This window comes from Streptomyces cacaoi (assembly GCF_006539165.1).
Lineage (GTDB): Bacteria > Actinomycetota > Actinomycetes > Streptomycetales > Streptomycetaceae > Streptomyces > Streptomyces cacaoi.
In genome coordinates this window covers 1-13,873 of sequence record NZ_BJMM01000036.1, presented here as the reverse complement: position 1 = coordinate 13,873, position 13,873 = coordinate 1, and the positions used below count along the sequence as shown (strand labels likewise).

Annotated in this window: 14 protein-coding genes; 6 read left to right on the top strand and 8 right to left on the bottom strand. The window is 73.3% G+C overall.

The genetic code is table 11. The features are described from left to right. The first annotated feature begins 367 nt into the window (after nucleotides 1-367). Entirely contained in the window at nucleotides 368-937 is a 570-nt protein-coding gene (locus tag SCA03_RS26120) for a histidine phosphatase family protein (protein WP_030888624.1), read from the top strand. A 690-nt stretch (nucleotides 938-1,627) separates the two neighbouring features. Here SCA03_RS26120 and SCA03_RS26115 read toward each other — a convergent pair. From SCA03_RS26115 to SCA03_RS26100, 4 genes are all read right to left on the bottom strand, one after another. Further along, the gene (locus SCA03_RS26115; protein ID WP_086814990.1) at nucleotides 1,628-2,575 is read right to left on the bottom strand and encodes an MBL fold metallo-hydrolase; all 948 of its coding nucleotides are present in this window, start codon (nucleotides 2,573-2,575) and stop codon (nucleotides 1,628-1,630) included. Nucleotides 2,576-2,648: 73 nt separating this feature from the next. Beyond that, a complete protein-coding gene (locus SCA03_RS26110; protein WP_230988920.1) occupies nucleotides 2,649-3,614 on the bottom strand; it encodes a D-2-hydroxyacid dehydrogenase family protein in 966 nt (321 codons plus the stop codon). Nucleotides 3,615-3,890: 276 nt separating this feature from the next. Further along, nucleotides 3,891-4,733, bottom strand: coding sequence for a CbtA family protein (locus SCA03_RS26105; protein WP_078874128.1), 843 nt, complete (start codon nucleotides 4,731-4,733; stop codon nucleotides 3,891-3,893). Between the two features lie 14 nt (nucleotides 4,734-4,747). After that, nucleotides 4,748-4,969, bottom strand: a complete 222-nt coding sequence (locus SCA03_RS26100) for a CbtB domain-containing protein (protein ID WP_030888638.1) — start codon at nucleotides 4,967-4,969, stop codon at nucleotides 4,748-4,750. Nucleotides 4,970-5,467: 498 nt separating this feature from the next. Here SCA03_RS26100 and SCA03_RS26095 point away from each other — a divergent pair, with 498 nt between their 5' ends. Then, nucleotides 5,468-6,880 (top strand): aldehyde dehydrogenase family protein, encoded by a 1,413-nt coding sequence (locus SCA03_RS26095; protein ID WP_037867330.1) that lies wholly within the window; start codon nucleotides 5,468-5,470, stop codon nucleotides 6,878-6,880. 312 nt (nucleotides 6,881-7,192) lie between these two features. Next, nucleotides 7,193-7,474 carry an MbtH family protein gene (locus tag SCA03_RS26090; protein ID WP_037850193.1) on the top strand — a complete coding sequence of 94 codons (282 nt, stop codon included), beginning with the start codon at nucleotides 7,193-7,195 and terminating at the stop codon, nucleotides 7,472-7,474. Nucleotides 7,475-7,539: 65 nt separating this feature from the next. On the opposite strand, the gene SCA03_RS26085 is transcribed toward SCA03_RS26090, so the two are convergent. From SCA03_RS26085 to SCA03_RS26075, 3 genes are read right to left on the bottom strand one after another with little or no spacing between them, the layout of a single operon-like run. Further along, nucleotides 7,540-8,337: an ABC transporter permease gene (locus tag SCA03_RS26085; protein WP_030888645.1), complete on the bottom strand. Its 798-nt coding sequence runs from the start codon at nucleotides 8,335-8,337 to the stop codon at nucleotides 7,540-7,542. Then, nucleotides 8,334-9,422: an ATP-binding cassette domain-containing protein gene (locus tag SCA03_RS26080; RefSeq protein WP_086817879.1), complete on the bottom strand. Its 1,089-nt coding sequence runs from the start codon at nucleotides 9,420-9,422 to the stop codon at nucleotides 8,334-8,336. Before SCA03_RS26080 ends, SCA03_RS26085 begins: the two co-directional genes overlap by 4 nt. Continuing rightward, nucleotides 9,419-9,805, bottom strand: coding sequence for a hypothetical protein (locus SCA03_RS26075; RefSeq protein WP_086817878.1), 387 nt, complete (start codon nucleotides 9,803-9,805; stop codon nucleotides 9,419-9,421). The genes SCA03_RS26080 and SCA03_RS26075 overlap by 4 nt, the downstream gene beginning before the upstream one ends. Nucleotides 9,806-9,898: 93 nt before the next feature. On the opposite strand from SCA03_RS26075, the gene SCA03_RS26070 reads away from it, so the two are divergent. Beyond that, nucleotides 9,899-10,297 carry a GntR family transcriptional regulator gene (locus SCA03_RS26070; protein ID WP_030888653.1) on the top strand — a complete coding sequence of 133 codons (399 nt, stop codon included), beginning with the start codon at nucleotides 9,899-9,901 and terminating at the stop codon, nucleotides 10,295-10,297. A 196-nt stretch (nucleotides 10,298-10,493) separates the two neighbouring features. On the opposite strand, the gene SCA03_RS26065 is transcribed toward SCA03_RS26070, so the two are convergent. Then, entirely contained in the window at nucleotides 10,494-11,459 is a 966-nt protein-coding gene (locus SCA03_RS26065) for an ArsR/SmtB family transcription factor (RefSeq protein ID WP_051846196.1), read from the bottom strand. A 593-nt stretch (nucleotides 11,460-12,052) separates the two neighbouring features. Here SCA03_RS26065 and SCA03_RS26060 point away from each other — a divergent pair. Both SCA03_RS26060 and SCA03_RS26055 read left to right on the top strand, forming a co-directional pair. Next, nucleotides 12,053-13,465 carry a serine hydrolase domain-containing protein gene (locus SCA03_RS26060; protein WP_051857202.1) on the top strand — a complete coding sequence of 471 codons (1,413 nt, stop codon included), beginning with the start codon at nucleotides 12,053-12,055 and terminating at the stop codon, nucleotides 13,463-13,465. A 198-nt stretch (nucleotides 13,466-13,663) separates the two neighbouring features. Continuing rightward, on the top strand, nucleotides 13,664-13,873 hold a 210-nt coding region (locus SCA03_RS26055), incomplete at its 3' end, for an AMP-binding protein (protein ID WP_141275695.1).

Sequence of the window (13,873 nt, the reverse complement as noted above, 5' to 3'; positions counted from 1 at the left end):
GATGCCGGGGCCGTGGGGCTGCCGGGCCACCGCGCCGACGGGGTGTCGGGTCTCCGGGGTGCCGGGCCGTCGGGCTGCTGGGCCACCGGGTGCCGGGGCCGTGGGGCCGCCGGGCCACCGCGTCGACGGGGTGTCGGGTCTCCGGGGTGCCGGGTGGGCGGGGCGCTGGGCTGCCGGGCCGCCGGGCGTGCTGGCTGTCGGGCCGTCGGGCCGCCGGGCCAGGGATGCCGGGGCGCCGGGCGGGGTGGCCCCCGTACCGCCGCGGCCCCGCCCGGGTCCCCCGTCTCCTCACCTGTCAGGGTGGAGCACGGCGTCGGGGGAGTGGCGGCCTCGGTGAAGTTCGGGGAGAGGGGCGGGAGTCAGCCGTATGACGAGCCGTGTCAGCTTGGTGGCTCCGGCGATGAGTGCGTCCCTGCGTGCGGCACGGTTCGACGACGACGGCCCGCTGGAGCCGGGCGGCGCGGCGCGGGCGCGGGCGATGGCCGGCGCGCTGCCCGTCGCCGCGCGGATGTGCGTCTCGCCCACGGTGCGCTGCCGGGAGACGGCGCGCGCACTGGGCCTGGAAGCCGTGGCAGAAGGGGAGTTGGCCCGGCTGGACGTGGGGCGCTGGCGCGGCCGGACGCTGGAGGAGGTGGCGGCGGCGGAACCGGAGGCGCTCGCCCGGTGGCTGTCCGATCCGCGGGCGGCACCGCACGGCGGGGAGCCGGTCTCCGCGCTGTGCGCCCGCGTCGCCGCGCGGCTGGACGGCTGGGGCACGGAGGGCGGCCGGACGCTCGCCGTCGTCGAGCCGGAGATCGTCCGGGCGGTGGCGGTCGCCGTTCTCGGCACCGGTCCCGACCCGTTCTGGCGGCTGGACGTACCGCCCCTGACGCTCGTCGAGGTCGTCGGCGGGCCGGGCCGCTGGCGATTGCGGCTCGGCGGGGAACCGGCCCGGTAGGCCACGCGGTCGGGCACGGGTCGGCGGCGGTCGGCGGAGGTCGGCTGCCGGTCGGTCGCTGTGTGCGGGCGTGCCCCAGGCGGCCAGGAGGGAGTCGGCCGCCGCGTGCGGATCCCGCGCGGACGTGCCGTCGGACACCTGCGTGGAGACGCCGAGCAGAAAGCCGCGGACCAGGAGGGTGCGGCCGTCCACGTCGGTCTCCTCGGGGAGTTCGCCCGCGGCGACGCCACGCGCCACGCGCCACGCGCCGCGCACCACGCGTTCCCTGGTCCGCCTCCGGTCCGTCGCGCGGTGCGCCGCCACCGTCCGGCGCACCGCGGCGTCGTCCTCCCCGGGCGCCCGGACGGTTCCCGTCAGGGCCACCAGGCAGCCGCGCGGACGGGAGGCGTCGGGCTGCGTGTCGCGATGGAGCCGTGCAGCAGCCGGGAGACCGCCTCGCGCGGGCTCAGGCTCCGTCACCGATGACGCTCGTGACGCGGTCCGGAGGGCGCCTCGGCATCGGCGTCCCAGGAGCCGGCCGTGTCGTTGAGGTCGACGCCGAGGCGGGCGCGCGCTCCCGGTGCACCAGCGATCTGCCTGTGCGGGCGGTGTGGTCCTCCGGCGACATCCCGGGTGCGATGGCCGGTGCGCGGTGCGCGGTGCGCGGTGCGCGGTGCGCGGTGTGCGGTGCGCGATGGCCGCTGTGCGGGGTCAGCGCCGGGTGGGTTCGTCGGTCCAGGGCAGCCAGCGGCCGGTCCCGTCGACGGTGCCGAGCTGCTGGTCGGCGAAGTGCACCCCGAAGCCGAACACCCCGTCGCGGGCGAGGTGTTCGACCAGCCGGCGCCGGGAGCGTTCGGCCTCCTCGCGGTCCGCGTCGAGGACCACCTCCCAGTCCGGGTGCTCGATCTGCACCGGCGAGTGCAGGGCATCCCCGAAGGCCACGACCTGCCGGCCGTCGCCGGTGTCGAGGACCCAGGCCGTGTGCCCGGGGGTGTGTCCGGGCAGCGACCAGGCGTGGACCCCGTCGGCGATCCGCGTACCGTCGGCCACGACGACCGTCCGCTCGTCCTGGCCGGCCAGTACGGGCCCGGCCCCGTCCGGCACGGCGTCCAGCTCGCCCTCCCCGACGATCCAGCGTGCCTTCGGGAACAGGCTGCGCGGGTCCTCGACCGCGTCCGGCCTGGCCCATCCGGTGTGGTCGGCGTGGAAGTGGGTGAAGGCGACCGTCTCCAGAGCGGCCGGGTCCACGCCGAGGGCCGTCAACGAGTGGGGGAGATCCCGCACATGGCCGAAGGAGTGCTGGAAGTGTGCCACCTCCTCGCCGGAGATCCGGCCGTGCCCGGCGTCGATGAGCAGCCGGGTGCCGGCCCGCTCCACGAGCAACGCGCCGCAGCCCATGGCCAGATGGCCCTCGTGCGTCAGATGTGCGCGGTACGCGTCCCATTCCTCCTGCGCGGAGGACGGGTAGACCCGGCTCGGGATCATGGAGACGCCCGCGTCGGGGACGTAGCTCAGGGTCAGTTCGCCCAGGGTGCGGGTCCACAGCCCGGGCAGCCGGAAGCCGGAGCCGTCCGCGCGGCCCGCGCGGCTCCCGCTGTTCGCGCTGTTCGCGCTGTTGCCGTCGGGCTCCGTCGGGGAGTGGTGTGCCTGTGCGGTCACGGGTGGTTCCTTCCAACTCGGCCGGTGACGGGGGCGGTTGCCGCGGAGGCGCGGGAGGGCACGGCGGCCGGGCTCACGGGGTGATCACCCGGACCGGTGCCCCGGCGGCGTACGCGCGGATGTCCTCCAGCGCGTCGGAGTAGAAGACGCCGTACGCCCCCGCGGTGACATACCCCAGGTGCGGGGTGAGCACCGTGCGCGGCGCGTTCCGCCACGGTGAATCGGCCGGGAGGGGCTCGGTGGAGTACACATCCAGCCCGGCCCCGCCGATCGTCCCGGCGTGCAGCGCGTCGAGGAGGGCCTCTTCGTCGACGACGGGGCCGCGCGAGGTGTTGACCAGCAGCGCGTCCGGCCGCATCAGGCCCAGCTCGGCGCGGCCCAGCAGCCCGGTGGTGCGCTCGGAGAGCTTGAGGTGGACCGTCACCACATCGGAGGTGGTGAGCAGTTCGCGTCTGCCGACCGGGGTGACACCGAGGTCGCGGGCGTGCCCGGGGTCCAGACGGGCGCTCCAGGCGACGACGTCCATGCCGAAGGCGAGGCCCACCCGGGCCACCCGGGCGCCGACGTTGCCGAGCCCGATGACACCGAGGCGCGCTCCTTCCAGCTCGCGGCCGACGGTGTGCTGCCAGCCGCCGGCGCGCACACCGCTGTCCTCGGCGGGGACGGAGCGGGCCAGGGCGTGGATGAGCCCCCAGGTCAGCTCGGCCGTCGACGCCAGGCCCGCCCCGCGGGTGCCGGACACCACGATGCCGCGCTCCTGGGCCGCGGCCACGTCGATGGCCGCGTTGGCCGGTCCCGTGGTCACCAGCAGGCGCAGCCGGGGCAGCCGGCCGAGGACCTCGGCGGGAAAAGCGGTGCGTTCGCGCATGGCGACGACGACGTCGAACGGCTCCAGCGCGGCCACGACGTCGTCGGCGCCGCCGAACGGCTCGGTGAACACCGTGGTGCGCGCGCCGTCGGGCAGGGCGCTCCAGTCGGCGTATCGGTGTGCGACCTCCTGGTAGTCGTCGAGGATCGCGACGTGACGGATCTCGGGCACAACCCACCTCCTCTCGGCGGGAGCCCGCGGAGGCTCCCGGATTCCCGGACCGCCCGGTGCGTCCGGCCTGTTCAGAGTGTGCGCCTCCCGCCCCTCCCGGTGCTCCCCGCGGCCCCCAGGGCGCGCGGTGAGCGGTGGCGCCGGCCGCCGCGACCGCGGTGAGGAGAGGCCCCGGCCACGGGGAGGCCGCGCCGGGTCGAGGATCCGGGGAGCGTGCGATCCGCACGCGAGAAGGGCCACCGGACGGCGGCCGTCCGATGGCCCTTCCGGCGGCTCCTACCGCACCGCAGGCGAGGGATCACCCGGAGCCCCGCGGGCGCCGGGGGAGAGCAGGCGCTGGGCCGCCTCTCCGAAGAGCAGCCCGAAAGCGGTCCAGAACGTCAACTGGATGGCCAGCGCCGCCACCCGGAACCGCCACAGCAGATCCGCCGGGAAGCCCTCGGGCACCTCGTCGACGGCCGGCAGGAACGCACAGGCGAGCCCGACGGCGAGGACGAAGAACGCGCCGGCGGCGACGGTCGCGTACCAGGTGCCCAGCCGGGGCACCAGCCGCCTGCCGCACAGGACGGCGGCCACGGCGAGGACGACGCCGAGCAGCATCATCAGGAAGTACAGCGCCGTGCGCTTCCCGATGGTGCCCGGGTCGCCGACCGCGGGCGGGTTGGCCGGATACTTCAGGAACGGGACGAGGTACACGCACAGCAGCGCCGCTCCGGAGACCAGCAGCGCCGTCGTACGGGGTGCGAAGCGCCCGGCGCGGCCGAGCGCGAAGCAGCAGACGAGCGCGGCGATACCGCCGAAGGCCACCCCGAACGCGAGGACACCGGTGGCGAGGCCGCCGGTGGACTGCGCGGTACGGGAGACCAGTTCGGCCCCGTGCTCGTGCGCGCCCGCCTCCTCGAAGGCGATGGCGTCCTCGACCCCGGGCTCGCCCAGGAAGAAGGCGACGAGCAGGGCGAACACACCGGCGCCGAGCCCGGCGAGCATGCCCCGGACGAGGAGACGGCGTACGGCTGTCCCGTCCGCGGGCGGGTGGGACGGGGAGGACGGGGAGGACGGAGAAGACGGGGTGGACGGGGCGGGTGTGGAAGGTGTCGGGGTCCGGTGCGTCGAACTCATGGCCAGGCCCCCGTTCAGTGGCAGGGGAAGCCGAGCAGATGACGGGCGTCGTGCACCCATTCATGGACGCCGGTACCGCTGAAGACGGAGGTGGCGCCCTGCTCGGCGCCCACGAAGTACAGCAGGATCAGCATCAGGACACCGGCGAAGGCCGCCCAGGGGGCGATGGCCCGCACCGGAAGCCTGGTGGGAACGACGGGGGTGGTGGCGGTCGGCTGAGCGACGTGCTGCGTCACGGCAGGCCCTTCCTCGGGATGGCGCGTCCCGGTCTCGGTGGTGCACAGGACGACGGCCGCGGGTCTGACTCACGCGGCACACCCTCGGGGCGCGCGGCGTTCACAGTGGCGCGACCGTGCCGGATTCCCACCGGCTTCCGCCGTGCCGTCGTCGCCAACGCACCGCACCGTACCGCCTGACGGGAGCATGCCCAAGACGGCCTCTGCCGGGAGGCCCGGCCGCACATCGCCCGCCCGGAAACCGGCCAGTGGTTTTGGCGTGATCCGAATGCCGCTGCTCGGCGGCTGTTCCCGCCCGCCTCGTCCGGGGCCGGGCTTTTACGGACAGCAGAAACGGTGGCCCGGGCAGAACGTGCCTGGCTACGTTTGCCAGCCGTGACGGGAACCGGAGTGCCCCGCGCCAGCCGGGCGCTGCCCGATGGTCGGCCCGGACACAGGCGCGTGTGAGCCCGCACGGACGCGGGCCCGCGCCTCGGTGAGAGCGGCAGGGGAGACTACGTGAGCAGCGAAGCCGTGGACGAGGCCCTGCGCCGTGCGCGGAAGGCGCAGGCGGAGGTGGCGGCCTGGACCCAGGACCAGGCGGACGAGGCGGTACGGGCCGCCGGATGGCACTGTTACCGCGAGGAGGCCGCCCGGCGGCTGGCGCAGCTCAGCTTCGAGGAGACCGGACTCGGCGACATCGAGGACCTGTTCGCCCTCCAGCGCCGCCGCACCCTGGGCATCCTGCACGATCTGCACGGCGCCCGGACGGTCGGTGTCGTCGACGAACAGCCGGAGCGGGGCCTGGTGAGGATCGCCAAACCGCTCGGCGTGATCGCCGTCGCCAGTCCCGCGACGGCGCCGGCGCCCGGCATCATCTGCAACGCGCTGCCGATGCTCAAGACCCGCAACGCGGCCGTGTTCAGCCCCAATCCCCGCGCACACGCCAGCGCCCTGGCGACCGTCGAGGTGCTGCGCACCGGACTGGCCGAGGCGGGCGCCCCGCCGGACCTGGTGCAGTGCCTGCCGGTGGCCGGCCGCGCCGAGGGCGAACAGCTCATGGCGGGCGCGGACTTCGTGGTCGCCATCGGCGGCGCGGGAACGGTCCGCAGGGCCTACCGCAGCGGAACCCCCGCCGTGGGGGCGGGAGTCGGCAATCCGACCGTCGTCGTGGACGAGACCGCCGACCTCGCGGACGCCGTCGGCAGGATCCACGCCGGCGCCGGCTTCAACAACGGCACCTCGTGCTCCTCGGAGAGCAACGTCCTGGTGCACCGTTCGGTCGCCGCCGCGTTCGAGGCGGGCCTGGCCCGCGCGGGCGCGCACCTGTGCGACGAGGACGAGGCCCGGCGGCTCACGGCGCTGCTGTGGCCGGACGGCGGGACCCTGAACCGCTCCCTGATCGGCCGCTCGGCCGCGGAGATCGCCGAGGCGGCGGGGATCGGGACGGCGGAGCCGGGCAAGGTCTCCGTGCTCGTCGTGCGCTGCGCCGACCCCCGGCGGGACGACGTGGTGCTGCGCGAGAAGCTCTCGCCGCTGCTGACCGTGGCGGTGTACGACGACTTCGAGGAGGCCGTCGACCTCGTCGAGCTGCTGTCCGACCGCTGCGGCCGGGGCCACAGCTGCGCCGTGCACACCACGAGCGCCGAACGTGTCCTGCGGCTCGCGGAGCGGATCAGCACCTGCCGTGTGGTGGTGAACCAGTCGACGATGACCAACACCGGCAGCCTGGAGAGCGGGGTGCCGTTCACCACCACGCTGGCTGCGGGCAGTTGGGGCGGCTCCAGCGTCTCCGGAAATGTGACCTGGCGCCATTTCCTCAATCACACCACCATCTCCCGGCCCGTTCCGGCCCGGGTGCCCGACGAGGCCGCTCTCTTCGGCGCCTACTGGGGACGTGATCGGCAGCCGGCCGGTCCCGTCGCCGGATGACCGGCCCCGTCCGGGACGGCGCCCGAACGCTGCCGGCGCAATGCCGGGGCGACGGTGAAATGACAAGGCAATGACGGGGTGACGGGGTGACGGGGTGATGCGGAACGGCCGTCGAATTGTGCGCGTCGGTACCGGACCGCGCCTTTTGATTTCCGTGCGAATGAGGGGTCGGACAATTCCGGAACACAAGCTCCGGTAAGGGCTGTTCGGCCCTCGGCAAAACCGTTGCGGCGAAGGGAAACGCTGCGCGAGCATGCACCGGGGACCGGTGGTGAGACCGGCACCCCCTGAGTGAAGGGAAACCCGCAAATCATGGACAACCCATTCGACGACGAGAACGGTTCGTTCTACGTGCTGGTCAACGACGAGAACCAGCATTCTCTCTGGCCCACGTTCGCCGAGGTTCCCGCGGGCTGGACCGTCGTCTTCGGTGAGGACAGCCGCCAGGCGTGTCTCGACTACGTCGAGAAGAACTGGACCGACATGCGGCCCGCCAGCCTCATCCGGGAGATGGAGGCCAACGCCAAGGAGGCCGACGGCACTTCCGGCACCTCCGGCGCCTCGGACAGCGAAGCGGCTGCCGCGGCCGTCTGAGCCGGCCGAGCGCCGACGTACGCGGGTGTCCCGGACCGCACTCCGGGGCACCCGCTTCGTCGTGCTCAGTTGACGTCCCTGCGCATCGGGACCAGCACCGCGAGCACCGCGGCCACCAGCGCGTACCCGGCCAGCAGCAGCCCGCCGCCGACGGGGGAGAGCAGCGAGGCCGCATCGGTGGACATCTTCTCGGCCAGCGCGTCGGCGATGTAGGTGAAGCTCGTCAGCGACGCCGTGGCCCCGCCCGGCAGCAGCGGGTAGACGATGTTCACGCCGGGGATCATCAGCAGGATCAGCTCGCCCATGTACAGATAGCCGACGACCACCGCGAGGGCCACGATCTGGTTGCGGATCAGCGCCCCCAGGCCCACTCCCAGCAGGGTGTAGACGGCCATCGTCACGGCCAGGCGCAGCAGGAGCAGCAGCACCTCGGCGGTGTCCATGCCGACCGTCGCCCCGCGCGCGGCGGCGGCGCCGAAGAGGCCGAGCGCCGCCGTACCGGTGAGCACCAGCCCGTAGACCATGCCCCCGGCCGTGAACGTCACCAGCTTGCCCGCGAGCACCTGCCAGCGGCGCGGGGTGAACAGGAACGTGAACGTCGCCGTCCGGTGCCGGTATTCGGAGGTCACGGCGAGGGTGCCGAGCGCGGCGGGGACGAACACCGTGAAGCCGAGGACACCCAGCAGCGACCGCACGCCCTCCTGGGACTCCAGCGCCGGCATCGGCGGGTCGAAGTTCTCCGGGCCGACCGCGGTGAGCAGCCCGACCAGGCCGCCGCCGAAGCCCACGGCGGCCACCAGCGCCCACAGCCACATCCGGGTGGCCGTCAGCCGGCGGAACTCCGCCTTGATCACATGGTTCATCGCAGGCTTCCCTCCGTCTGCGCGGGCTGCTCGGACTGCTCGGACTGCTCGGATCGTTCTGCCCGTCCGGGCTGCCCGGACTGTGCGGCGGCCGGGCCCGTCCCGGCCGGTTCCGGGCCCGCGGCCTCCTGCGGGCCCTGCGGCCGAGGTGGGTCGTCGGAGGTCAGCTGGAAGAACAGCTCCTCCAGGCTGGCGTTCTCGGTGACCAGCTCGTGCACCCGGACCCCGGCAGCCGCGGCCTCGTCCGCGAGCTGCGAGGAGTCCACCCCGCGCACCCGCAGCCAGCCGTCGCGCGCCGCCTCCACGCTCACCGCTGCCCCGTGCGCGCCCGCGCGCAGGGCGGCCGTCAACCGCTCGGCGTCGGGGGAGCGCACCAGCACGGCGGGCCGGGTGGAGCGCTCCAGCTCGGCCAGCGGCCCGGCGGCGACCAGCCGGCCCCGCCGGATCACCACCACGTCGTCGACGATCTGCTGCACCTCGCTGAGCACATGGCTGGAGACGAGCACCGTGCGGCCCTCGTCGGCGAAGGAGCGCAGGAAGCGCCGCAGCCAGGCGATGCCGTCCGGGTCGAGGCCGTTGCTCGGCTCGTCCAGCAGCAGCACCCGGGGGTCGCCCAGCAGGGCCGTCGCCAGGCTCAGCCGCTGGCGCATACCGGTGGAGAACTCGCGCGTCCTGCGGTGCGCCGCCTCGCGCAGCTCCAGCTGCTCCAGCAGTTCCTCGACGCGGGAGTCGGGGTAGCCGCCCATGGCGGCGTAGATCCGCAGATGGCCGCGTGCCGACTGGTTGGGATGGAAGGCGGAGGCGTCCAGGACGGCGCCCACCGTCTCCGAGGGCCGGCGCAGCTCGGCGTAGCGCCGGCCGCCGATCGTCGCGGTGCCCTCGGTGGGGGCCACCAGGCCGAGGATCATCCGCATCGTCGTCGTCTTCCCGGCGCCGTTGGGGCCCAGGAAGCCGGTGACCACACCGGGCTCGACGCTGAAGCTGAGCCCCTCGACGGCCGTGACCTCGGCGTACCGCTTGGTCAGCCCGGAGACCTCGATGCGCTGTTCTTCCGGCCCGGTGGCCGGGCTCGTCCGCGTGCTCATGCCGCCTTCCCGGTGCCGTGCGCGATCTGCTCGGCCAGGCCGGCGGGGTCGGCGACGGACACGATGATCTCGTCGAACTCGCCGCACTCGCCGGCCCCGCCGCCCGCCGCCGCCTTGTCGAGCCGGATGTGCAGCCCCGGCTCCCCGCGCCGCGCGGAGACGAGCTGCCGGGGGCCGGTGAACACGCCCCAGACCCCAATCTTGGTGAACGCCGACTGATAGCCCTTGCGGGCGCCGCGGGCCTCCCGCAGCGGCCGGTCGACGCAGCGCACCTCGCGTACGGCGGCCAGCGGCACCGTCACCGAGTCCATACGGGCCCACATGCTCTCCCGGCCGCTGAACTCGACCGTGAGCCGGTCCTTCGTCACCTTCACCACCGCCATGGACGATCTCCCCCTCTCCTCCGGCGTCCCGGAGCGGGTGCCGGTCGTCGTGAGCGTCTGTTCTAGTAGATGTATATCAGATAGAGTGTGGCTGTGCACCTAGTACTCGACCTCGACAGCGAGGTGCCGATCTACCAGCAGATCCGGGACCGTGTGGTGGAAGCCATCGCGGACGGCCGGCTGGACGGTGGCGCCTCGCTGCCCTCGACGCGGCAGCTGGCCGTGGATCTGGCGATCAATTTCCACACCGTGAACAAGGCGTACGACCTGCTGCGACGCGAGGGGATCATCAGGATCAACCGCAAGAGCGGCGCCGTCGTACGCCCCGACGCGGGGCAGGGACCGGCGGAGCAGGAGGCCGTCGCCGACTGGGAACGGCGGGCGCGCACGCTGCTGGCCGAAGCCGTGGTGCGCGGGATTCCACGGGACGAGATCGTCGACCGTGTGCGGGCCACCCTGGACGGTTTCGGCGCGGGGGAGCGCGGTGGCTGAACCGATGTGGCCGATGTGGCCGATGTGGCCGACGCGACCGATCCGGCGGCCCCCGCGACAGCAGGGGCGGCCGACGCGACCGGCGAGGCGGTCCACGGGGACGATGCGGCGGTCCACGCAGTGGATGCGGCCCGTGCCCGCGGAGCCGTCGGTGCGGACATGGCGAGGGGCGCCCCTTCGAGGGACGCCCCAGGTGTCAGGCAGCTCCGGTGCGTTGGAGCCAGGTGCCCTTGAACAGGGCCATACCCAGTGGTGTCAGGGTGTGTATGGCCGAGGTCCGGGTTCGTGTCGTCGAGATGAGCCCGGTGTTGCGCAGCACGGTGGCGTGCTGGCTGGCCGAACCGGCCGAGATGCCGACGTGGTGGGCCAGTTCGGTGGTGGTGCGGCTCTCGGTGAGGGCCTGGAGCACGGCGGAGCGCGTACTGCCGACCAGCGCCGCGAGCGACTGCTCCGGGGGAGGAACATCCCACAGAGCGGTGGTGACCAGGGAGTTCGGCTGGGCGGGATACACCAGGATCGGTGGTACCCCCTTTCCGCCGGGGAAGAACCGCGGCGGCCCGCTCAGGAACAGCGAGGGTGCCAGTGTGATGCCCGAGCCGGTCAGCCGGACGTCGCCCGACTGCTCGCTCGGCAGCGTCAGCACCGGAGGAGCCCAGCGCATCTTGCGGTTGAGCGCGCCGAAGAGCTGCTGGAGCCCGCCGGTGAACATCAGCCGGCCGCAGGACTCGCGCTCGCTCTCCAGATAACTGTGGATGCGCGGCCAGTAGGGCCGGATCGCGGCCTCCTGGAACTCGCGCAGTGCGACGGTCAGTTGGCGGATCCGGGAGGGCATCATCCCTTCGGTGTTCAGTTCTGCCTTGACCGTGTCCGGGGCGGACGCGCGGAGCGAGACCAGCCCCGGCGAGACGGCAAGCGTCTCGGCCAGGTTGAGGAAGTGCGGTAGCCGGCGCCGGTGGGCGCCGCGTACGTGCCTGCGCCAGCCGGCGAACGAGTCGTTCGCGTTGTGCCGCAGGACGTGCAGAGCGAAGACGGACTCGGTGGCAGGACCCAGAGTCTTGAGCAGCCTGAAATTCAGGATGTCTTCGAAGGTGAAATGTATGCGCTGCTCATGTCGCTCCTTTTCATCCGGTCTTCGGTCTTGTTGCTGAGCCTTCGTGAGCATGAGCCCCCGTCTCATTCAGCCCGCCCCCGGGAAGTTACGGCCTGTCATCCCACCCCGGTTTTTCGGCACGAACCGGTGCACGGTGGTGCACCGTCGTGCTCTGTCCGCATTGTACGACAGTGCCCTCCGGTACCGCCCCTTCCGCTTCCCCTTGCACAAGCGGCAGTTGGACGGTTCATGCGTGATGCACCGAAAAAAGACGCGGCTACCGTTCAGTATCCGTGGGAACGGCCGCTGTATTGACGCGGTGTCAATGCAGGAAATACCTGCCGCATACGCACGGTGAGGGGTTGATCACACGAACCCCGGCCGAATCATGAGGAATTCACGAACCACTGTGAAAATTTCATACCCGGCCCCGCGTTCCACGTCTGACCTGCGGGTTTTCGGGTCCGCCGAAGCGAATTGCCACACGTGGACCACTGGGAGAGCCTGACAGGGCTGAAGTGGTGCCCCGTGCGCACGCGCAGCCCGTCCGGCTGCCGCGGACCGACCGGCGTGACGGCCGCCACGAGCCCGCGCGACGGCGACGACGGACCGGCGGGCGGACATCCGCCCTCCGCGCGCCGCCCGGTGCCGCCGAGAAACAGAAAGTGGGAGAGGAAGCCGTGGACGGGAGCCGCCTGGCCGAGGAGTTCACACACCTGGTGCGCAAGCACCGCGTGCCCGGGGCGCAACTCGCCCTGTACCGCGACGGCGCACTGACACAGTGCGCCACCGGCGTCGAGTCCGTCCGCACCGGACGCCCCGTCACCAGCACCTCGGCCTTCCCCTACGGCTCCGTCACCAAGTTCCACACCGCGATGCTCGCCCTCCAGTTCGCCTCCGACGGAGACCTGGACCTCGACGAGCCGCTCGGCCGACTGCTGCCCGAGCTGAAGAACGCCGCCAACCGGCACCTGCGCGACGCCACCGTCCGCCAACTCCTCAGCCACACCGCCGGCCTCGCCGACAACGTCGACTGCGACGACATGCGCGGCGCCTCCTACCAGCGCTACACCACCGCCTGCGGCGACACCCCCGGCCTCTCCGCGCCCGGGCTCGCCTTCTCCTACTCCAACGCCGGCTACTGCCTCATGGGACGCGTCATCGAGGTGGCCTCCGGCATGGACTGGTGGACAGCGCTGGAGAACTGCCTGCTCCACCCCATGGGCGCACAGCCCGCCTTCCTGCACGACCCCCGGCCCGGCGCCCGCCCGCACCCCGTCACCGACGGCCACGCCGTACGGCTGGACGGCCCGCACGGCAGCACCACGGACGGCACCCGGGACGCCACCCCGGACGGCATCGAGACCGTCGACCACCTCATACCCCTGTCGACCGCGGCAGCCGGCGCGCTCGCCGGCAGCGCCACCGCGCTCGTCACCGCCGCCCGGCTCCACCTCGACGACCGCGACTCCCTCGCCGACGACGACCACCCCGAACTCCCCGACCTGCTGCCCGAGGACGCCGTCGAGGAGATGCGCACCCCCGTACCCGGTGTACGGCCCTACGGGCTCGCCGACGGCTGGGGCCTCGGCCTCATGGCACACCGCAACACGGCGGGCGACATCTGGCTGGGCCACGACGGAGCCGTCGGCGGCGCCTCCTGCCAGCTGCGGCTCCACCCGGCCGGCAACACCGCCCTCGCCCTGACCGCGAACGCCACGACCGGCCAGAAACTCTGGGAGGACCTCCTGGACCTCCTGCGCGCCGACGGCCTCGACATCGGGCACCACACGCTGCCCCTGCCCGACACCCCGCGCGTCCAGGACCCCGGCCCGTACCTCGGCGAGTACGCCAACGGAGACCTCGTCCTCGTCGTCGTCGCCGACCCGGGCGGACAGCTCTTCCTCACCCGCAAGGACTACTTCGACTCGAAGCTGGAGATCCACGAGGACGACCGCTTCGTCAGCCGCGACCCCGAGGTCGACGCCGTCCCCGTCGTCGGCAGGTTCGTCCGCGCCGAGCCCGGCGGCCCCATCACCCTGCTCCAGTACGGCGGCCGCGCCCTCGCCCGGCGCTGACACCGCCGCGCCCCGCCCCGGCACAGGACCGGGCCCCGGTGCGGCCCCACCGCCGTCCGGCGCCACCCGCTCCGCGCACACCCGCGGCCCACCGCGCCCACGGGCCCTCGCACACATCCGACATCACCGGAACGCCCCGGTAAGGCCGCCTGCCCGGCCCGACGCCGCGTCCGAGCCATACCGATCAGGAGCCAGCCCATGCATGAGGTCAGCGACCCGCACCGCGCCACGGACCCCACGAGACCCGCCGCCCCGCTCGCGGCCGTGCGGGAGCTGTCCGTGGTGGACGGGTTCGCTGCGCAGGTCGCGGCCGATCCGGACGCGGTGGCGGTCGTCTGCGGCGAACGCGCCCTGAGCTACGGGGAGTTGGACGCCCGCGCGGAACGGCTGGCCGGTGTGCTGGTGGGC

Bases quoted from the DNA above. Each gene is read 5' to 3' on its own strand.
- SCA03_RS26105 (WP_078874128.1), bottom strand. From the start codon at position 4,733: ATGAGTTCGACGCACCGGACCCCGACACCTTCCACACCCGCCCCGTCC.
- SCA03_RS26120 (WP_030888624.1), top strand. From the start codon at position 368: ATGACGAGCCGTGTCAGCTTGGTGGCTCCGGCGATGAGTGCGTCCCTG.
- SCA03_RS26080 (WP_086817879.1), bottom strand. From the start codon at position 9,422: ATGAGCACGCGGACGAGCCCGGCCACCGGGCCGGAAGAACAGCGCATC.
- SCA03_RS26075 (WP_086817878.1), bottom strand. From the start codon at position 9,805: ATGGCGGTGGTGAAGGTGACGAAGGACCGGCTCACGGTCGAGTTCAGC.
- SCA03_RS26065 (WP_051846196.1), bottom strand. From the start codon at position 11,459: ATGCTCACGAAGGCTCAGCAACAAGACCGAAGACCGGATGAAAAGGAG.
- SCA03_RS26085 (WP_030888645.1), bottom strand. From the start codon at position 8,337: ATGAACCATGTGATCAAGGCGGAGTTCCGCCGGCTGACGGCCACCCGG.
- SCA03_RS26090 (WP_037850193.1), top strand. From the start codon at position 7,193: ATGGACAACCCATTCGACGACGAGAACGGTTCGTTCTACGTGCTGGTC.